We start from the raw sequence: 19,896 nt of genomic DNA on the forward strand, positions 1-19,896 counted from the left end.
TCAGGCCCCGGCGGTTCCGGTGGCGCCCGCGGTCCACGCCGCGTGGCCCTCCGGGCAGTGCGCCGGCAGTACGAGCAGGCCGGGGTTGGCGGCGTCGAGCTCGTGCAGCACCCCGAGCGTGCGGACGGTGCTGGGCCAGTCGTGCATGACCCCCTTCGCCAGCCGCGACGGCGGCTTGAGGTCGCGGAAGGAGCGCGTCGTCCACGCGGCGTCGCCGACCAGCAGCACCTGCCGGCCGCCGGAGGTGAAGAGCAGGCCGAGGTGGCCGGGCATGTGGCCCGGCAGGTCCACGGCGAGCAGGCTGCGGTCGCCGAGCAGGTCCCAGGTCTGCAGCCCAGCGACGGCGAGTGACGGGAACCCGTCGACCGGGTCGAGCCGGTCGCGCAGGTCGTCGGGCAGCAGCGCCGGCAGGATCGCGTGCCGGGTGGCATTGAACCCGCGCAGCGACAGCGCGTGCTCGGCGCCGGAGGCACCGGCGATGATCCGCGCCCGCGGGTGGTCGAGGAGACCGCCGACGTGGTCGCCGTGGAAGTGCGAGACCACGATCCGGCGTACGTCGACCGGGTCGACGTCGAGCGCCGCGAGCTGGCGCGGCAGGTGCTCCTCGTCGGGCAGGCTCACCGGCAGGGTGGTGCGGTAGAGCAGCTCGGGCAGCCGCCGGGTCGCGTCGAAGAAGTGCTGCGAGTAGCCGGTGTCGAAGAGCGTCCAGCCGTGGCTCGGGTGGTGCAGCGCACCGACGTACGACGGGAACTCGACCGGCCGCAGCCGCCCGCCCTGCCGCGCCAGCGCCTCGGGACCCTTGCAGTGGCCCACGCGGAGCCAGTGGAAGGTGACCTCGGGCTGCTCGATCGTCAGTAGCACAGCACCATCCCGCCCAGGCTGATCCCGGCGCCGGTGCCGAGCAGGAGTGTGTGGTCGCCGCGCTGCAGGCGACCGCTCTCGATCGCGGTGTGCAGCGCCGTCGGCAGCGAGGCGCCGACCTGGTTGCCGTGGTCGGCGTAGATGTCGACCAGCCGGTCGCCGACTCCGAACTGCTGGCGCACCCAGTCGAGACCGTGGTGGCTCGCCTGGTGGGGTACGACGACCGGGAGCTCGTCCATCGTCACGCCCGCCTCGGCGAGCAGGCCCGCCACGAACGGCGGCAGGTGGCGGAAGGCCAGCCGGAACACGGCGCCGCCGTCCATCCGGAAGCGGCCCCAGTCGGCGTACTCGCCCTCGACCCGGTCGGGGGCGTAGCGCGAGCCGCCACCGCGGATCTCGCACGTGTGCGCGCCCTCGCTGTAGGTCTCGAAGCCCGACGACAGCACGGCCGACCCGGTCTCGCCGGCGGGACCGACGACCGCCGCGGCGGCTCCGTCGCCGAAGATCCCGGACGCGCCGAGGTCGTCCCAGTCCAGGCCGACCGAGGCGAGGTCGGAGGACACGATGAGGATCCGCTCGTGGCGCCCGGCGTCGACGAGGGTCGCCGCGAGGTCCAGGGCGACGAGGAAGCTCATGCAGCTGGCGTTGACGTCCCACGCGGGGATCGGCCGCCCCGGCGCGAGCTGCTCGTGCATCAGCGACGCGTTGCAGGGCAGCGGCTGGTCGGGCGTCGCGCTGGCGCCGATGATCACGTCCACGTCGTCGAGGTCGACCCCGGCGGCCGCGAGGGCCTTGCGGGCGGCACGAGCGCCCAGCTCGGCGGCGGAGCCGCGCTCGACGTACCGCACCCGGACGCCGGTCCGCGCCTCGACCGTGCCGGCGGGGAGGCCGAGGCGCTCGTCGAGCTCGGCGCTGGTGAGCGCCTCGTCCGGCAGCGCGGCGCCGGTGCCGAGGATGCGGAGTGCGCGCTTCTCCCGAGATGACTGCGCTGGCACCGGGTCCCCCTTCGTCGTGGTGACTCGGAGGATAACCGGCGTGCGTGGCGGTCCCGTGAGTTTCACCGGCCGGCCGGTGAAACTGGCGTCCTTGGACGACGAAACTCATGCCTGGACGATGAAACTTCGTCGTCCAACCATGAGTTTCACCGGCCGGCCGGTGAAACTCCCACCACCCGGATCCGCATCAACGATCGGCGTCGTCCAGCGCCTGCTTCGTGAGCTGGCGGCCCAGCTCGACCAGCTCCTCGGCCCGGTGGAAGTCGAGCGTGCGGGCGGCGCCGAGCGGCACGGTGACCAGCACGTCGGGCGGCAGCGCGGCCAGCCGGTAGCGCGTGATCAGGCTCTGCATCGCGTCGAACGACAGCGACACCACCTCGGAGGTGCGCACGTCCGGGCGTACGTCGACCTCCGGGCCCACCTCGGCGGGCGCCTCCACCGCCCCGATCGGTACGACGTCCGCGAGATCGTCCACGGCAGCGAGCGCCTCGCCGCGGCGGAACCGGCGGCGCAGGTCGGCCGCCCACTCGGCTCGTCGTACGGAGAAGCCCCGGGCGGGCGAGGAGGGCTCGTTGGGCTCACGGGGGCCCTGCAGGGAGACGGCGAGCGTGAAGTCGGCGGCCGCGGCGGCGGTCGGGTCGAGCGGCAGGGGGTTGAGCAGGCCGCCGTCGACGAGGATCCGGCCGTCGACGACGGCGGGCGTGAACAGGCCCGGGATCGCGATCGAGGCGCGGATCGCCGGCAGCAGCGGGCCGCGCTGGAACCACACCTCGCGCCGGGCGGCGAGGTCGGTCGCCACGGCGGTGTAGGGGATCGGGAGGTCCTCGATCATCACGTCGCCGACGAGCTCGTCGAGGGCCGCCATCAGCCGCTCGGCCGTCGCTGCGCCGCCGCCCGCCCACGTCGGGTCGGCCAGGCGCAGCACCCGGCGGCTGGTCAGGGTGGAGGCCCAGTCGGCGAACTCCCGGTCCTTGCCGGCCGCGACCAGGCCGCCGACGACGGCACCCATCGACGTACCGGAGACGGCCACGATCTCGTGGCCGCGCGAGCGGAGCTCCTCGACCGCACCGAGGTGCGCGTAGCCGCGAGCGCCTCCGGAGCCGAGGACGAGTGCGACGCGGGCCATGGCTCCATTGTCCGGGGTCGGTGGTCCGCGCCCCAGCCCCCACGGGCGTGACGGTGGACATAATGCTCGTCGTACCGGACCCATTGGCTGTGAATCTGGGGGATTTGCAGCCAATGGGTCCGGTACGACGAGGTCGTGGTTGAGCTGAGCCGACCCACCAGACCAATGCGCGGACCCTCGGACGAATAAGCAGTTGTGAGTGAGTGCTCACTCACTTACAGTGGCAGGCATGCCACCTCGTGCCGCGCCGCTCTCCCCGGAGGACCGCCGGGAGGCGCTGATCCGCGCCACCCGGCCACTGCTGTACGAGCACGGCACGCGGGTGACGACCAAGCTGATCGCCGAGGCGGCCGGGGTGGCCGAGGGCACGATCTTCCGGGTCTTCGACTCCAAGGACGACCTGGTCGACGCGACGATCGCCCGCTGCTTCGAGCCCGGTGACGTGCTGACCCGGCTCGACGAGATCGACCTCTCGCTGCCCCTTCGCGACCGGATGCTCGCGATGACCTCGATCCTCCAGCAGCGCTTCCTCGCCATCTTCGAGCTGATGCGGGCGATCGGGGCGGTCGGCCCGCCGCGGCACCTGCACGACCGGCCCGAGATCGCCGACGGCCTCGAGGAGGTACGACGCCGGCTGCTCGCGCTGATCGAGCCGGACGCCGACCGCCTCACCATGCCGCCCGCCCAGGTGCTGCACGTGTGGCGCCTGCTGACCTTCGCCGGCTCCCACCGGGAGATCGCCGACAACGACCTGCTCACCCCCGCCCAGATCGTCGACACCGTCCTGCACGGTGTCGAGAAGACGGTCGAGAAGGGCACCGAGAGGAGCGCCCCCTGATGCTCGTCCGACTCCTGCGCACCCACCTCGCGCCGTACCGCGGCTGGCTCACAGCCATCGTCGTCCTGCAGTTCACCTCGACGGTCGCGATGCTCTACCTGCCCCACCTCAACGCCGACATCATCGACAAGGGCATCGCCCGCGGCGACAACGGCTACGTGCTGAGGATCGGCGCGATCATGCTCGCCATCTCGCTGGTCCAGGCGGCCTGCTCGATGACGTCCGCATGGTTCGGCGGCCAGGCCGCGATGGCCTTCGGCCGCGACGTCCGCAAGCGGATCTTCGGGCGGATCGGCAGCTTCTCCGCCCGCGAGGTCTCGACCTTCGGCGCCCCGTCGCTGATCACCCGCGCCACCAACGACGTCCAGCAGGTGCAGATGCTGGCGATGATGACCTGCCTGATGGCCGTGACCATCCCGATCATGATGGTCGGCGGCGTGATCATGGCGATGCGCGAGGACTTCGGCCTCTCCTGGCTGGTGGTCTCCGTCGTACCCGTCCTCTTCCTGTGCATCGGCCTCGTCGTCTCGCAGATGGTGCCGGCGTTCCGCTCGGTCCAGGAGCGCCTCGACGACGTCAACCGGATCCTGCGCGAGCAGATCACCGGCATCCGCGTGGTCCGCGCGTTCGTGCGCGAGCCCTACGAGACCAAGCGCTTCGACGACGCCAACGGCGACCTGACCGCGGTCTCGCTGCGCGCGGGCCGCTGGATGGCGCTGATGTTCCCGCTGGTCATGGGCGTGTCCAACGTCGCGAGCGTGGGCGTGATCTGGTTCGGCGGCCACCGCGTCGACAGCGGGCAGATGGAGGTGGGTGCGCTGACGGCGTTCCTGTCCTACCTGATGCAGATCCTGATGTCGGTGATGATGGGCACCTTCATGCTGATGATGGTGCCGCGTGCCGCGGTCAGCGCCGACCGGATCAGCGAGGTGCTCGCGACCGACACCAGCGTCGTACGACCGAGGGAACCGGTCACCGAGGTCCACGTCGCCGGCCACCTCGACCTCGAGGGCGTCGGCCTGACCTACCCCGGCGCCGAGGCTCCGGTGCTGTCGGGCGTCAGCTTCTCGGCCCGCCCGGGACAGACGGTCGCGCTGATCGGGTCGACCGGCGCCGGCAAGACCACCCTGGTCAACCTGGTGCCGCGGCTCCTCGACGCGACCGAGGGCGTGGTCCGGGTCGACGACGTCGACGTCCGCGAGCTCGACCCCGAGCTGCTGTGGTCGAGGATCGGGCTCGTCCCCCAGCGGGCCTTCCTCTTCTCCGGCACCATCGCGTCCAACCTGCGCTACGGCCGGCCGGACGCCACGGACGAGGAGCTGTGGGAGGCGCTGGAGATCGCCCAGGCCGCGGACTTCGTGCGCGAGATGCCCGAGGGCCTCGACACCGCCGTCGCGCAGGGAGGTACGACGGTCTCCGGCGGCCAGCGGCAGCGCCTCGCCATCGCCCGCGCACTGGTACGACGCCCGGAGATCTACCTCTTCGACGACGCCTTCTCGGCGCTGGACGTCGCCACCGACGCCCGGCTGCGCGCGGCCCTGGAGCCGGTCACCCGCGACGCCACCGTCCTCATCGTCGGCCAGCGCATCGCGACCATCCGCGACGCCGACCTGATCCTCGTCCTCGAGGACGGGCGGGTCGTCGGGCGTGGCACGCACGAGGAGCTGATGCGGGACAACGAGACCTACCAGGAGATCGCCGCCTCGCAAGGCATCAAGGGAGAGGAGGTCATGGCATGAGCGGGACGAAGCCCCAGAGCACGATGAAGACGACCGAGCGGATCGTCCAGCAGGGCGGTCCCGGCCGGGGCCCGGCCGGCGGCATGGTCGGCCAGAAGGCCGACGACTTCCGCAGCTCCGGGCGCCGCCTGCTCGGGCTGCTCCGTCCGGCGCGCGGCCGCGCCGTCGCCGTACTCCTCCTCGGCATCGGCTCGGTCGCCTCCGTCGCCGTCGGCCCATGGCTGATGGGCAAGGCGACCGACGCCGTGTTCAACGGCTACATCGGCGGCCGGATCGACGCCGGCACCACCAAGGCGGAGGTCGTTGCCGACGCCGAGGCGAAGGGCGACCAGGGCCTTGCCGACTTCCTGCGCGGCCTCGACTTCGTGCCCGGACAGGGCGTCGACTTCGACAAGGTCGGCCACATCCTGCTGATCACGCTGGCGATCTACGTCGGCGGGCAGGTGCTCGGCTGGCTGCAGGGCTTCCTCGTCAACGACATCGTGCAGGCGACCGTGCGGCGGATGCGCACCGACGTCGAGGAGAAGGTCCACCGGCTGCCGCTGTCGTACTTCGACCGCCAGCCGCGCGGTGAGCTGCTCAGCCGGGTCACCAACGACATCGACAACGTCGCGCAGAACCTCCAGCAGACGATGAGCCAGCTGCTCACCTCGATCCTGATGGTCGTCGGCGTGCTCGGGATGATGTTCTGGGTCTCGCCCTTGCTCGCCCTGATCGCGCTGGTGTCGGTGCCGATCGCGATGTTCACGACCGGACGCGTCATGAAGCGCTCGCAGGGCCAGTTCATCGCGCAATGGCGCGAGACCGGCCGGCTCAACGCCCAGGTCGAGGAGTCGATCTCCGGGCACGCGCTGGTGACCGTCTTCGGCCAGCGCGCGCAGGTCGAGGCGGAGTTCGAGGACGCCAACGAGAAGCTCTACCAGTCGTCGTACCGGGCGCAGTTCATCAGCGGCCTCGTGATGCCGATGATGATGCTGATCGGCAACCTCAACTACGTCGTGATCGCCGTCGTCGGCGGGCTGCGGGTCGCGTCCGGCTCGCTCAGCCTCGGTGAGGTGCAGGCGTTCATCCAGTACACGCGGATGTTCACCCAGCCGATCACCCAGATCGCGTCGATGGCCAACCTCCTGCAGTCCGGCGTCGCGTCGGCCGAGCGGGTCTTCGAGCTGCTCGACGCCGAGGAGGAGGTCGACCCGTCCTCGCTCTCGACCGAGCCGGTCCGCGCGGCCGACACGAGGGGCGAGGTGGCGTTCGAGCACGTGTCCTTCTCGTACGACGCCGACGAGCCGCTCATCGAGGACCTCTCGCTCGTGGCGCACCCCGGCCAGATGGTCGCGATCGTCGGCCCGACCGGCGCGGGGAAGACCACGCTGGTCAACCTGATCATGCGCTTCTACGAGCTCGACGGCGGCCGGATCACCCTCGACGGCGTCGACGTGAAGGGCCTGTCCCGCGCCGAGCTGCGCTCGCGGATCGGCATGGTCCTCCAGGACACCTGGCTCTTCGAGGGCACCATCCGCGACAACATCGCCTACGGGCGACCCGGCGCGAGCGAGGAGGAGATCCGCGAGGCCGCCCGGGCGACGTACGTCGACCGCTTCGTGCACTCGCTGCCCGATGGCTACGACACCCGCGTCGACGACGAGGGCTCGAACCTCTCGGCCGGCGAGCGGCAGCTGATCACCATCGCGCGGGCGTTCCTCGCCCAGCCGGCGCTGCTGATCCTGGACGAGGCGACCTCGTCCGTCGACACCCGCACGGAGCTGCTGCTGCAGCAGGCGATGGCGGCGCTGCGCACCGACCGGACGTCGTTCGTCATCGCCCACCGGCTCTCCACGATCCGCGACGCGGACCTGATCCTCGTCATGGAGCACGGCCGGATCGTCGAGCAGGGCTCGCACGCCGAGCTGCTGGAGCGGGACGGCGCGTTCGCCCGGCTCCACGCGGCGCAGTTCGCGGCGGCCTCGGCCTGAGGGGTTGGCCACGCACCTACCGAATTCGCTGCTCCCGTGAGGGATTCACGACAATTCTGGTAGGTGCGTCGCCAACCGGGGAGGCGCCGATCAGCAGTCGTACTGGAAGTTCGGCTTCTGCCCGCCGCTGACGCCGATCACGGCGACCTCGGTGTCATCGGTGACCTCGTCGACCGGGGCGTCGAGGAGGAAGGCGATGTAGACGTCGCCGTCCTCCTCGCCCGGCGGGTAGACCGACGCCTGGTCGAAGCCGTCCTCGACCGGCTCGGTCAGGTCCGGCCAGGCGGCCTTGAGCTCGCCGTAGGTGGAGCCGACCTCGATGTCGCCGTGCTTGGTGTGCGGTCCCGGGGTGCCCACCGTCAGCTGGGTGATCGTGGCGTCCTCGTCGGTGAGGACGCCGAAGCCCTTCGGCTCACCCGCCCAGTGGATCAGCTCGCCCTCGCAGACGAGTGCGCCGTCCTCGAAGAGGCCGGTGCCCTCCCACTCGGCACGGGTCATCCCGACCCGTGCCGCACCGATCGCGCCGGGCTCGATCACCACGTCGCCCGCGTCGGCGTCGGCGTCGTCGCCGAGGTCGGCGTCCGTGGTCGGCGCCGGGGCGTCGCTCGACGTGTCGGTCGTCGCCGTGTCGCTGGTCGGCGTACCCGACGGTGTGCTGTCGGACGCCTTGTCGTCGTCGTTGCAGGCGCTCAGTGACGCGGCGCCGAGGGCGAGGAGCAGGGCGAGGGCGGCAGGGGTACGACGGAACATGAGCTCTCCCGAGTCAGGGGCCCGCCGCGGTGGCGAGCGTCTGCCGGGTGTGATGCGTCGACCCGCCGATTGGTTGTCAGCGGCTGGTGGTCGTCGGGTGGTGGTCGTCGGCTGGTGACGTCATACGAACCGGTCGCCGGGGCGCTCGCTTCGTATGACGTAAACCCGGCGGGTGGGGGCGGTGGGGGGTCGGCCCCCAACGGCGCGGGGACGTCATGCGAACCGGTCGCCGGGGCGCTCGCTTCGTATGACGTAAACCCGGCGGGTGGGAGGGGTGGGGGGTCGGCCCCCAACGGCGCGGGGACGTCATACGAACCGGTCGCCCGGACGCTCGCTTCGTATGACGCATACCCGTCGGGTGGGAGGGGTGGGGGGTCGGCCCCCAACGGCGCGGGGACGTCATACGAACCGGTCGCCCGGACGCTCGCTTCGTATGACGCAAACCGCAGCCGCAGCGGAGGACGTCCCGACCGCCGCCGACCCGCCGCCGCCGACCCCCGCCCGCGGAGCCGCCGATGGGTTGTCAGCGCCGCAGGATCCGTCGCGCGAGCACGTTGCCGCCGAGCTGGATCAGCATCACCATCGCGACCAGCACGAGGATCGCCGCCCACATCACCACCTGGTCGAACTGGCGGAACCCGAAGCGCTGCGCGAACGAGCCCAGCCCGCCACCCGCGATGACACCGGCGATCGCCGTCATGTCGACGATCGCGACGAACGCGAAGGTGTAGCCGAGCACGAGCGGGCCGAGCGCCTCGGGCACCAGCACGGTCAGCGTGATCCGGGTGCGGCTGGCGCCCATCGCGCGGGCGGCCTCGATGACGCCGGGGCTCACCGTGACGAGGTTCTGCTCCACGATCCGGCTGATGCCGAAGACCGCCGCGACGGTGATGCCGAAGGTGGCGGCACGGATGCCGATGCCGGTGCCGACGACGTGACGGGCCAGCGGCTGCAGGGCGGCGATGAAGATGATGAACGGGATCGGCCGGAAGAAGTTGACGACCACGTTGAGGACGACGAACAGCGGCCGGTTGGCGAACAGGGCGCCGGCCCGGGTCAGGTAGAGGCCCAGCCCGAGCGCGAGGCCGAGCGCGCCGCCGATGAGCAGCGCGGACGACGCCATGATGATCGTCTCGCCGGCGGCCGACCAGAACTCCGGCTGCAGGTCGCCGAGCCGGGTGTCGATCGCAAGGCTCTCCAGGGCGGGCGCGCTCATCGGGCCACCTCCGTCCAGGGCACGGTCGTGCCGATCTCGGCCAGCGCCGCGTCGATCGCGGCGTCGTCGCCGGTGAGGGCGAGGGTCAGGTTCCCGAAGCTGCTGCCCTGGATCTCCTCGATGCCGCCGTAGACGAGCTCGAAGGAGACGTCGTGGCGCAGCAGCGCGGCGAACGCGTCGGACTGGCGTACGGCGGGGTCGCGGAAGGCGAGCCGCACGAAGCGGCCCCGATGGGTCGCGCGCAGCGCGGCGAGCACCTCGTCCGGCGGCAGGTCGTCGACGACGGTCCCGACGAAGCGGCGGGTCACGGCGTGCTGCGGGTCCGCGAAGACGTCGAGGACGGGCCCGGTCTCCACGACACGGCCGTTCTCCATCACCGCGACCCGGTGGGCGATGCGGCGTACGGCGTCCATCTCGTGGGTGATCAGCAGGATCGTCGTACCGAGCTCGCGGTTGACCTTCGCGAGCAGGTCGAGGACGTCGCGCGTGGTCTCCGGGTCGAGGGCGCTGGTGGCCTCGTCGGCGAGCAGCAGGCGCGGGTTGGTCGCGAGCGCGCGGGCGATGCCGACGCGCTGCTTCTGGCCGCCGGACAGGTCGGCGACGTGGGCGTGGGCCTTGTCGGCGAGGCCGACGAAGTGCAGCAGCTCCGAGATCCGCCTCTGCTGCTCGCCCTTCGCGACGCCGGCGACCGTGAGCGGGAACGCGAGGTTGCCCCACACGGTGCGCGACTCCATCAGGTTGAACTGCTGGAAGACCATGCCGATGCCCTGGCGGAGCTCGCGCAGGGCGCGCTCGGAGAGCGTGGTGACGTCGACGCCGTCGACGACCACGCTGCCCGAGGTGACCGGCTCGAGCGCGTTGACGAGCCGGACGAGGGTGGACTTGCCGGCGCCGGAGTAGCCGATGATCGCGAAGATCTCGCCCTGCTCGACGCTGAGGTCGACCCCGTCCACCGCACGGTGGACGGGGTCGCCGCGGCGCGCGCCGGGGAACTCCTTGACGACGCGGTGCAGCTCGACCAGTGCCATGGTCACTTCTGGTCGCGGATCTGCGCCTCGACCTCGCGCAGGCTGGCCTCGAGGTCGGCCTGGCTGATCGTGACGAACTCCGCGGTGCCGCCCGACGCCTCGTCGGCGCCGTCGAGCACGGCCTGCGTCTGCTGGTAGACCTCGACGAGCTTCTTCAGCACCGGGTTGTCCTTGTCCTCCGCGCGGACGGCGAAGATGTTGACATAGGGCACGGCCTTCGGGTCGCTCGGGTCGTCGACCGCGATCGCGTCGTCGAACTTCAGCCCGGCGTCCTCGACGAAGTCGTTGTTGACGATCGCCGCGGCGACGTCGGGCAGCGAGGTCGGCGTCAGGTCGGCCTGCAGGGCCTTGACCTTCACCCGCGACGCGGAGGTGTCGACGTCGGCGACGGTCGAGAAGATCGAGCCGCCGTCCTTGAGCTCGATCAGGCCGGCCGACTGCAGCACGAGCAGGCCGCGGGCCTGGTTGGAGTCGTCGTCGGGGACGATCACGGTCTCGCCGTCGGGGATGTCGGCGACGTCGTCGTACTTCTGCGAGTAGAGGCCGAGCGGGTAGATGGCGGTCGAGCCGAGCGGGACCAGGTCGTCGTCGTTGGCGACGTTGTACTCGGCGAGGTAGACGATGTGCTGGAACTGGTTGGCGTCCAGCTCGCCCTCCTTGAGGGCGGGGTTCGGCTGTGTGTAGTCGGCGAAGTCGCGGACCTCGAGGTCGATGCCGGCCTCCTTGGCCGCCTCGGTCAGCGTCTCCCAGTAGGGGTCGCTCGCGCCGACCGCACCGAGCACGAGCTTGACCGGCTTGTCCTTCGAGAGCTCGGCGGGGGCGTCGTCGCCGGTCGCACGCGGGGCGTCGTCGCCGCGGGTCGCGAGGAACGCGACGGCGCCGATGATCGCGAGCACGACGACCACGACTGCGGCCAGCAGCGGCAGCCGGGACTTGGGGGCCTCGATGAGGGGGATCTCGTCCGACATCGTCTTCCTGTTCGTCGGGGCGCGCTGGTGGGCGCACCAAGGGGAGCGGCGGGGTGTGCCGCGGACTGCCGTCACCTTAAAGACATGTATGTCGATAGTGTTAATCGACCATGCCGTGGGCGACAGGAGTCACAAGGTGCTCCCACGGCGCGACATTCCCCGCAGCGCCGGCGAACGGGTGTGATCTCAGTCAGTGGTCATCGCGGGGACTGCGCGGCCAGCCGGACGTGCGTGTTGGCAGCGCCGTAGCCGTCGTAGCCGCCGCGCCGCTCGAGCAGCTCGATGCAGAAGCCCTGCGGCAGCACCGGGGTGTAGGCGTGCAGCAGCTCGCCCTGCGCGCTGCGGTCGTAGAGGGCGCCGTGCTCGCGCAGGGTCGCCACGAACGCGGCGTCGAGGTCGAGGCGCGCCTCGAGGTCCACGTAGTAGTTGTCCGGGACGGCCATCAGCGGGACGCCGGCCGCCCGCAGGCGGCGGACCTCCGCCAGCAGGTCGGTGCAGCCGAAGGCCACCTGGACGACGCCCGTCGGGCGCGGCACGTCGGCCACCTCCGCGACGTTGACCACCACGCGCAGCTCGCCCTTGGCGGGCCGGAACGCGCGGCTGCGGATGCGCCCGTGCGGGTCGATGAACTCCTCCAGCGGCGCGGGCTCCAGGCCGAGGAGGGTGCGCAGGAAGGCCACCTCCTCGTTCAGCCGTCCCGCCGGTACGGCGACGCCGAGGTGGTCCAGCCCCACCCACCCCTCGGGCGAGCGCCCCGGCGCGGCGGCGAAGTCGCGCTGCCAGTCGTCCTGCTCGCCGGCCGGCGCGCTGACGAAGACCGGGACGCCGGCAGGGGAGGTGATCCCGGGCAGCAGGCTGTCGCCGGGGGTGCGGGAGACCGCGACGCTCGGCCACAGGAGGGCCTCCGCGCGCTCGGCGACCTGGGCGACCGGGGAGGCGACGATGCCGAGTGCGGGCTCCGTGGCGGCGGCGTTGACGAGCACGTCGGCGCTCCCGTTGCGCCACCAGGCGACCGGCTTGTGCCGGTGCCAGCCGGCCAGGGTGAAGCCGAGCCGCACCAGAAGGTCGTCGGTCGCCGGGCCGGCGGGCAGCTCGAGGAAGGCGGCGTCGGCGCGCTCCGGCACCGCCGGGGCGAGCGGCGTCCCGCCCGGGCGGAGCCGGGCCAGCTCGTCCTCCAGGAACACCAGCGAGCGGAGCGCGTCGCGCGCGGTCTCGGCCGCCGGGGCCTCCCGGACGACGTCGCTGAACACCTCGAGGGACAGCGGGCCGTCGTACCCGGAGCGGATGACGGCGTCGACGACGCCGGAGACGTCCATCGTCCCCTGGCCGGGGAAGCAGCGGTGGTGGCGGCTCCACTCGAGGACGTCCATGTCGAGCAGCGGCGCGTCCGCGACCTGCAGGAAGCCGATCCGGTCACCGGGCACGCCCTCGAGCGCCTCGGGCCCATCGCCCCGGGAGAGCATGTGGAAGGTGTCGACGGCGAGGGTCACGGCCGGGTGGGCCGCGCGCTGCACGATGTCCCACGCCTGTCCGACCCGGTGCACGTGGCGCCCCCAGGCGAGTGCCTCGAAGGCGAGCACGAGGCCGCGCTCGGCGGCGAGGTCACCGAGGGTCGCCAGCTGGGCGGCCGACAGGTCGGGGTCGTCGATCGCGTCGGGCTGCACGTTGGAGCACAGCAGCACCGCCGGCGCCCCGAGGGCGGCCGCCACGTCGAGCTTCCGCGCCACCCGTCGTACGACGGCAGGGAAGTCGGACGGGGCGACGCCCTCGACGTCCCGCACCGGCTGGAACAGCTCGACGCGCAGACCGAGGTCCGCGCACCGGGCGGCCACCTCGGCCGGGCTGAGCGGGGACGCGACGAGGTCGTTGTCGAACACCTCGATCCCGTCGAAGCCGGCGGCCGCCGCGGCGTCGAGCTTGTCGGCCAGCACGCCGGAGAGGGACACGGTCGCGATGCTGCGGCGCAGGGTCATGACGACGTCAGCTCCGCGAAGTGGCGGGCGATCCGGTCGGCGTCCGCGCGGCGTCCGGTGAAGAGCTCGAACGCGTCGACCGCCTGGCCGACGGCCATCCCGCCACCCGGCAGCACGCGGCAGCCCCGGCCGCGGGCCAGGGCGACGAGCTCGGTCTCCAGCGGGAAGTAGACGACGTCGGCCACCCACAGCCGCTCCTCGACGAGCGCCGCCGGGACCGGCAGGCCGGCGTGGCCGTGCATGCCGATCGGGGTCGCGTTGACGAGTCCGTCGGCGTCGGTGATCGCGGCGGCGACGTCGGTGACCGCGTCGATCCGCTCGGCCGCGAACCGCTTGCCCAGCCGGATCGCGGCGGCCTCGGCGCGGTCGATGTCGGTGTCGTGGATCGCGACGTGCGCCGCGCCCTGGTCGAGCAGCGCGTAGGCGACGGCCAGGCCCGCGCCGCCGGCGCCGACCACGACGGCGCGGTCGGTGACCGCGTCGGGGAGCGTGCTGCGGAAGGCGCGGCCCCAGCCGGACCAGTCGGTGTTGTGGCCGACCAGCCGGCCGTCGCGCATCACCACGGTGTTCACGGCGCCGAGGTCGTCGGCGGCGCGGGACACCTCGTCGAGCAGGGGCAGCACCGCCTGCTTGAACGGGTGGGTGATGTTGAGGCCGTCGAAGCCGAGCGCCTGGGCCCAGTGCACGACGGACGGCAGATCCTCGACGGCGAGGCCGCGGACCTCCGCGTCGATGCGTCGGTAGGTCAGGTTCAGGCCGTGGGCGCGGCCCTCGGCCTCCTGCATCGCGGGCGTCAGGGAGCGGCCGATGCCCGCGCCGACGAGGCCGAGCGCGAAGGACGTCCCGCTCATGACGCGACCTCCTCGACCGCGCCGGCGACCAGGTGGGCGACGTGCTCGACGGCAATCGCGTAGCCACGGGCGCCACAGCCGGTGACGACCCCGTCCGCGACCTCGGCCACGAACGAGTGGTGCCGGAAGACCTCGCGGCGGTGGATGTTGCTCAGGTGCACCTCGACGACGGGGCCCTCGACCACGGCCAGCGCGTCGCGCACGCTGACCGAGGTGTGCGACAGCGCCGCCGCGTTGATGACGACGCCGGCGGCGGTACGCCGCAGCTCGTGGATCGCGTCGACCAGCACGCCCTCGTGGTTGGTCTGGCGGAAGTCGACGTCGAGGCCGAGCCGGTCACCGGTCTCGAGGCAGAGCTTCTCGATGTCGGCCAGGGTCGCGGTGCCGTAGGCCTGCGGGTCCCGCTCGCCGAGCAGGTTGAGGTTGGGGCCGTTGAGCACGGCGACCACCGGGCGTCGTACGGGATCGCTCATCGGGCCAGCTCCGGGACGCGCAGGGCGGCGGCCTCGGCGCGGGTGCGGCCGACCTCGGGCGTGGGGACCCTGTGCGTGCCGGACGGGCCGCTGAGGACGGCGATCGCGGAGATCCCGCAGGCGGCGACGACGAAGGCGGCGACGCGATACCAGTTGGCGGCGTCGCCGTCGATCAGCCAGCCGGCGATGGTCGGGGTGAAGCCGGCGAGGGCGAAGCCGAACTGCGTGCCGACGGCCATGCCGGAGAGGCGGACGGAGGTGGGGAAGTACTCCGCGTAGGTCGCGGGCCAGACGGCGTTCGGCATGCTGTAGACGACACCGGCCAGCGCGATGCCGCTGACCAGCACGAGCGGCACGTTGTGCTCGGTGATGGACCACAGGAAGAGGGTCACCAGCGCGGCGCTGCCGACGAGGCCGGTGAGGAAGACCGGCTTGCGGCCGATGCGGTCGGACAGGCTGGCCCACAGCGGGATGGTGCCGACGGCGACGATGTTGGCGATGATCGCGAGCCACAGCATGGTGGTCTTGCTGATCTCGATGCCGTAGTCCTCCGACGTCGCGAGGTTGAGCGCGAAGACGGCGAACATCGTGTTCACGACCGCGACGAACGCGGCGAAGAAGACGCGGAGCACGCCGGCCCAGTGGTGCCGGAAGAGCACGCCGAGCGGGGCGGCGGCCTTCTCCTGCCGGTCCTGCTGCTCGGCCTCGCGGTGGAACTCGGGGGTCTCGTCCAGCGTGCGGCGGATGAGGAAGCCGATGAGCACGACGGCGGCGCTGAGCCAGAAGGGCACCCGCCAGCCCCAGCTGAGCAGCGCGTCCTCGGGCAGGACCGCCGCGAGCGGCAGGAAGACCGCCGGGGCGAGGATCTGGCCGCCCTGGGTGCCGCTGAGGGTGAAGCTGGTGAAGAAGCCGCGGCGGTCGTCGGGGGCGTGCTCGAAGGACATCGAGTTCGCGCCGGCCTGCTCGCCGGCGGCCGACAGGCCCTGCAGCAGGCGCAGCGTGACGAGCAGCGCCGGCGCGAGCAGCCCGACCTGGTGGTACGTCGGCAGGCAGCCCACGAGGAAGGTCGAGATGCCCATCAGCAGGAGGGTGCCGATGAGGATGCGCTTGCGGCCGAGGCGGTCGCCGATGTGGCCCATGAAGAAGGAGCCGATCGGGCGGGCGACGTACGCGACGCCGAAGGTCGCGAAGGAGGCGATGCTCGCCGCCGTGGCGTTGCCCTCCGGGAAGAAGATCTTGGGGAACACCAGCGCCGCGGCGGTGCCGTAGATGGCGAAGTCGTAGTACTCCAGCGCGCTGCCGCACCACGCGGCGAGGGCGGCCTTCCGCGGGGTGCGGACCGGGGTGAGGTCCGCGGTGTGGTCCTGGGACATCGGAACTGCCTTTCTCCGTCGCCTCCACTGTGGACGCGATCTGCGCAGGACGCTACGAGTGGCGCCCGTCACATGGCAATCGTTTGCCATTTGTTGCCATACACTGCTCGCATGACGCTTCCGAAGCGGGTCACCATCACCGACGTGGCCGAGGCGGCCGGGGTCGCGGCCTCCACCGTGTCCCGCGCGCTGAGCACCCCGGGGCGGGTCAACGCGACCACGCGGGAGCACATCCTCGAGGTCGCCGAACGTCTCGGCTACGTGCCGAACCCGAGCGCCCGGGCGATGAGCTCGGGGCGCACGCACACCTTCGCCCTGCTCGTCCCCGACATCACCAACCCCTACTTCGCGGGCGCGATCAAGGGCGCCGAGCGGGCGGCCGCGGCGGCCGGCAAGACGCTCGTCCTCGGTGACACGCAGGAGAGCCCGTCGGTTGAGCGGGAGCTGGTCCAGCGGCTCGGCCCCGCCGTTGACGGGCTGGTGATCGCGGCCGCCCGTGGCACCGACGAGGACCTCGCCGCAGCTGCTGGACGACACCGGCTGGCGCTGGTCAACCGCACCCTGCCCGGTGTCGCCGGCGTGCCGAGCGTGGTCGCCGACTACGACGCCGGCACCCGCCAGATCGTCGACCACCTGGTCTCGCTCGGCCACGAGTCGCTGGTCTTCCTCGCCGGGCCGCACGAGTCGTGGTCGGGGGCGCGGCGCTGGGCGGGGCTGCTCGCCGCGGCGGAGTCGTCGGGCGTGGCGGCGCGCCGGCTCGGCCCCTACCAGCCGACGCTCCAGGGCGGCCCCGCTGCCGCCGACGCGGCGCTCGCGGCGAGGGCGACCGCGATCGTCTGCCACAACGACATGCTGGCCATCGGCGTGCTCCGCCGGCTGGCCGGCCGGGGCGTCCGGGTGCCCGACGACGTCAGCGTCGTCGGCTTCGACGACATGTTCGGCGCCGACTTCTGCCAGCCCGCGCTGACCACCCTCGCCGAGCGCACGGAGGACGCCGGCGCCTGTGCCATCGACCTGCTGCTGCGACCGGGGTCGGCGGCGACGGTCGTCGTACCGACACAGCTCAAGGTGCGCGACTCCACCGGTCCCTGCCGTTAATCCATTGTGCGGCGCCGGAGCCCGACCTACGGTTGTCGCACACGGGAAAGGAGGTGGTCCGAAGAATGATTTCTCATCGGATGCGTGAGGTGGCTGCTCGCTAGCAGCCCGCAGTACGTACTACTTCGGCTGCGACGCGAATCCAACAGCAGCCACCCGACCCGCAGGTGAGTCCGGATCATCCACCGGACGGGGCTCGTCCGAGCCGCACCTGCGGGTCGCTGCATTTCCGGGGTGCTCGCTGGGGGCCGGTCGGCGGGTGCTGTAACACGCTGTCCACCCGACTGGTCGGCGCTTTTCGGCACGACACGCCGGGCGCGTACGCCGAATCACGCCGAGAACCGCCGGGTAGTCGGGCGAACAGCGTGTTACAGCGCGACCGGGCGGCCGATGTCTGACCGGTCACAGAAAGTTGCCGTCGTCAACCAATCCGAGATATGGTTGATACATGTCAACTACTTCATCGGCGACCGCCGAGCCGGGTCAGATGACCCACCGCGAGATCATGGAGGCCCTGACCGGGCTCCTCCTGGCGATGTTCGTCGCCATGCTCTCGAGCACCGTGGTCAGCAACGCGCTGCCCGCGATCGTGACCGACCTGCACGGCAGCCAGACCGGCTACACGTGGGTCGTCGTCGCCACCCTCCTCACGATGACCGCGACCACCCCGATCTGGGGCAAGCTGGCCGACCTGTTCAGCAAGAAGCTCCTCGTCCAGGCTGCGCTGGTCATCTTCTCCATCGGCTCCGTCGTCGCCGCGATCGCGCCCAACATGGGCGTCCTGATCGGCGCGCGCGCCTTCCAGGGCCTCGGCGTCGGCGGCCTGACCGCGCTGGTGCAGGTCGTCATCGCCTCGATGGTCTCCCCCCGCGAGCGCGGCCGCTACAGCGGCTACATCGGGGCCGTCTTCGCCACCGCGACCGTCAGCGGCCCGCTGCTCGGCGGCCTGGTCGTCGACAGCCCGCTCGGCTGGCGCGGCTGCTTCATGATCGGTCTCCCGGTCGCGGCGATCGCGTTCGTCGTACTCCAGAAGACGCTGCACCTGCCGACGGTCAAGCGCGAGGTGAGGATCGATTACCTCGGCGCGACCCTGATCATGGGCGGCATCAGCCTGATCCTCGTGTGGGTCAGCCTGGCCGGCAACAACTTCGACTGGATCTCCGGTACGTCGGCCGCACTCGTCGCTGCGAGCCTGCTCCTGATCGCCGCGGCCCTGTGGGTCGAGGCCCGCGTCGCCGCCGAGCCGGTCATCCCGCTGCGCCTCTTCCGCGACCGCACCACCGCGCTGGCGACCGCCGCGTCGGTGATGATCGGTGTCGCGATGTTCGGTGCGACGGTCTACCTGAGCCAGTACTTCCAGCTCGCCCGCGGGATGAGCCCGACCGAGGCCGGCCTGATGTCGATCGCGATGGTCGGCGGCCTGCTCGTCTCGAGCATCATCAGCGGCCGGGTCATCACCCGCACCGGCCTGTGGAAGCGGTGGCTGGTCGGCGGCATGGTCTTCGTCATCGCCGGCATCGCCCTGCTCGGCACCATCGACGCGGAGACCCCGCTCCTCGTGGTCGGCGCCTACATGGCGCTCACCGGCATCGGCCTCGGCGCGACCATGCAGAACCTCGTGCTCTCCGTGCAGAACAACACCGCTCCCGAGGACCTCGGCGCCGCCAGCTCGGTGGTCGCGATGTTCCGCTCGATCGGCGGCTCGGCCGGTGTCGCCGCGCTCGGCGCGGTGCTCGCGCACCAGGTCACCTCCAGCGTCAAGGACGGCCTGGGCGCGCTGCTCGCCTCCGGCCAGGTCAGCCCGGAGCAGCTCGCGCAGATGCAGCACTCCACCGGCGACATCCCCGACCTGGCCGCGCTGCCCGCGCCGATCAGGGCGCTCTACGAGGCGTCCTTCGGCGAGGCGGTCGGCCACCTGTTCATGGTCGCGGTGCCGTTCGCGATCGTCGCCTTCGTCTGCATCCTCTTCATCAAGGAGGTCCCGCTGCGGACCACCACCGGCAGCCCCTCGGTCGCCGAGTCGGAGATCGAGGCCGGCGTGGTCGCCACCGGCGAGGCCGTCGACTACCCGGCCTTCGACGTGGAGGGCGAGGGCGCGCGGGTGGGTGAGCGGCGATGAAGGTCGCGGCCTCCCGGACCGACACGCTGCGTGAGCTCGAGGGCGAGGTCGGCGTGCTGATCCGCCGGATCCGCAGGGTCATCGGCGAGCGGGCCCGGGCCGTGCACCCCGAGCTGCTGCCGGCGTCGTACCTCATGCTCAGCTACGTCCGCGACAACGGGCCGCTGCGGGCCTCGGCCATCGGCCAGGTCTTCGACATCGACAAGGGCGCGATCAGCCGGCAGGTCCAGCACCTGATCGACCTCGGCCTGCTCGACCGGTCGCCCGATCCCGCCGACGGCCGGGCCACCCTGCTGACCGCGAGCGAGGACGCCGTGCGCCGGCTCGAGCAGGTCGCCGACGACCGACGGCAGTACCTCGCCGATCGGCTCGGCGACTGGTCCGCCGAGGAGGTGGCGGCGTTCACGGCCTCCCTGCGCCGCTACAACGACGCGCTCAACGAGCCCGGCGACCGCTGACCTGCGGTAGTCCCTGACGAAAAGCACCGGATCCCGCCCGGATCCGGTGCTTTTCGT

The 19,896-nt window shown here is 71.9% G+C and carries 17 protein-coding genes; 6 read left to right on the top strand and 11 right to left on the bottom strand.

The window, feature by feature from the left end; genetic code table 11:
• The 3 genes from BJ993_RS13815 to BJ993_RS13825 all read right to left on the bottom strand — a co-directional run bounded on the left by BJ993_RS13815 (position 1) and on the right by BJ993_RS13825 (position 2,982).
• A complete protein-coding gene (locus BJ993_RS13815) occupies positions 1-861 on the bottom strand; it encodes an MBL fold metallo-hydrolase (protein WP_179649300.1) in 861 nt (286 codons plus the stop codon).
• Positions 852-1,856 (bottom strand): 3-oxoacyl-[acyl-carrier-protein] synthase III C-terminal domain-containing protein, encoded by a 1,005-nt coding sequence (locus BJ993_RS13820; protein WP_179649302.1) that lies wholly within the window; start codon positions 1,854-1,856, stop codon positions 852-854. The genes BJ993_RS13815 and BJ993_RS13820 overlap by 10 nt, the downstream gene beginning before the upstream one ends.
• Positions 1,857-2,043: 187 nt before the next feature.
• Positions 2,044-2,982, bottom strand: a complete 939-nt coding sequence (locus BJ993_RS13825; RefSeq protein ID WP_036550380.1) for a patatin-like phospholipase family protein — start codon at positions 2,980-2,982, stop codon at positions 2,044-2,046.
• A 229-nt stretch (positions 2,983-3,211) separates the two neighbouring features.
• Here BJ993_RS13825 and BJ993_RS13830 point away from each other — a divergent pair, with 229 nt between their 5' ends.
• Genes BJ993_RS13830 through BJ993_RS13840 form a run of 3 tightly spaced genes read left to right on the top strand, consistent with a single transcriptional unit; the run spans position 3,212 to position 7,532 of the window.
• Positions 3,212-3,820, top strand: a complete 609-nt coding sequence (locus tag BJ993_RS13830) for a TetR/AcrR family transcriptional regulator (protein WP_179649304.1) — start codon at positions 3,212-3,214, stop codon at positions 3,818-3,820.
• Positions 3,820-5,559 (top strand): ABC transporter ATP-binding protein, encoded by a 1,740-nt coding sequence (locus BJ993_RS13835; RefSeq protein ID WP_179649306.1) that lies wholly within the window; start codon positions 3,820-3,822, stop codon positions 5,557-5,559. The genes BJ993_RS13830 and BJ993_RS13835 overlap by 1 nt, the downstream gene beginning before the upstream one ends.
• Entirely contained in the window at positions 5,556-7,532 is a 1,977-nt protein-coding gene (locus BJ993_RS13840; RefSeq protein WP_218864696.1) for an ABC transporter ATP-binding protein, read from the top strand. Before BJ993_RS13835 ends, BJ993_RS13840 begins: the two co-directional genes overlap by 4 nt.
• Positions 7,533-7,622: 90 nt before the next feature.
• Here the strand turns inward: BJ993_RS13840 and BJ993_RS13845 are convergent, their stop codons facing one another.
• From BJ993_RS13845 to BJ993_RS13880, 8 genes are all read right to left on the bottom strand, one after another.
• A complete protein-coding gene (locus tag BJ993_RS13845) occupies positions 7,623-8,282 on the bottom strand; it encodes a hypothetical protein (RefSeq protein ID WP_179649308.1) in 660 nt (219 codons plus the stop codon).
• A 523-nt stretch (positions 8,283-8,805) separates the two neighbouring features.
• Entirely contained in the window at positions 8,806-9,498 is a 693-nt protein-coding gene (locus tag BJ993_RS13850) for a methionine ABC transporter permease (RefSeq protein ID WP_179649310.1), read from the bottom strand.
• The gene (locus BJ993_RS13855; protein ID WP_179649312.1) at positions 9,495-10,526 is read right to left on the bottom strand and encodes a methionine ABC transporter ATP-binding protein; all 1,032 of its coding nucleotides are present in this window, start codon (positions 10,524-10,526) and stop codon (positions 9,495-9,497) included. Before BJ993_RS13855 ends, BJ993_RS13850 begins: the two co-directional genes overlap by 4 nt.
• Before the next feature lie 2 nt (positions 10,527-10,528).
• Complete coding sequence (locus BJ993_RS13860) at positions 10,529-11,494, bottom strand: MetQ/NlpA family ABC transporter substrate-binding protein (RefSeq protein WP_179649314.1); 966 nt, start codon at positions 11,492-11,494, stop codon at positions 10,529-10,531.
• 197 nt (positions 11,495-11,691) lie between these two features.
• Positions 11,692-13,467, bottom strand: a complete 1,776-nt coding sequence (locus tag BJ993_RS13865) for a sugar phosphate isomerase/epimerase and 4-hydroxyphenylpyruvate domain-containing protein (protein ID WP_218864697.1) — start codon at positions 13,465-13,467, stop codon at positions 11,692-11,694.
• Positions 13,464-14,318 carry a shikimate dehydrogenase gene (locus tag BJ993_RS13870; RefSeq protein ID WP_179649316.1) on the bottom strand — a complete coding sequence of 285 codons (855 nt, stop codon included), beginning with the start codon at positions 14,316-14,318 and terminating at the stop codon, positions 13,464-13,466. The genes BJ993_RS13865 and BJ993_RS13870 overlap by 4 nt, the downstream gene beginning before the upstream one ends.
• Complete coding sequence (aroQ, locus tag BJ993_RS13875; RefSeq protein WP_179649318.1) at positions 14,315-14,791, bottom strand: type II 3-dehydroquinate dehydratase; 477 nt, start codon at positions 14,789-14,791, stop codon at positions 14,315-14,317. The genes BJ993_RS13870 and aroQ overlap by 4 nt, the downstream gene beginning before the upstream one ends.
• Positions 14,788-16,164 (bottom strand): MFS transporter, encoded by a 1,377-nt coding sequence (locus BJ993_RS13880; RefSeq protein ID WP_179649319.1) that lies wholly within the window; start codon positions 16,162-16,164, stop codon positions 14,788-14,790. The genes aroQ and BJ993_RS13880 overlap by 4 nt, the downstream gene beginning before the upstream one ends.
• Before the next feature lie 111 nt (positions 16,165-16,275).
• Between BJ993_RS13880 and BJ993_RS13885 the strand changes: the two genes are divergently transcribed.
• The 3 genes from BJ993_RS13885 to BJ993_RS13895 all read left to right on the top strand — a co-directional run bounded on the left by BJ993_RS13885 (position 16,276) and on the right by BJ993_RS13895 (position 19,839).
• Complete coding sequence (locus BJ993_RS13885; RefSeq protein ID WP_036550394.1) at positions 16,276-17,262, top strand: LacI family DNA-binding transcriptional regulator; 987 nt, start codon at positions 16,276-16,278, stop codon at positions 17,260-17,262.
• 448 nt (positions 17,263-17,710) lie between these two features.
• Complete coding sequence (locus BJ993_RS13890) at positions 17,711-19,381, top strand: MDR family MFS transporter (RefSeq protein ID WP_242530495.1); 1,671 nt, start codon at positions 17,711-17,713, stop codon at positions 19,379-19,381.
• The gene (locus BJ993_RS13895; RefSeq protein ID WP_036550396.1) at positions 19,378-19,839 is read left to right on the top strand and encodes a MarR family winged helix-turn-helix transcriptional regulator; all 462 of its coding nucleotides are present in this window, start codon (positions 19,378-19,380) and stop codon (positions 19,837-19,839) included. The genes BJ993_RS13890 and BJ993_RS13895 overlap by 4 nt, the downstream gene beginning before the upstream one ends.
• The last annotated feature ends 57 nt before the right edge of the window (positions 19,840-19,896 follow it).

It is taken from the genome of Nocardioides aromaticivorans (assembly GCF_013408525.1).
In the GTDB taxonomy this organism is placed as follows: domain Bacteria; phylum Actinomycetota; class Actinomycetes; order Propionibacteriales; family Nocardioidaceae; genus Nocardioides; species Nocardioides aromaticivorans.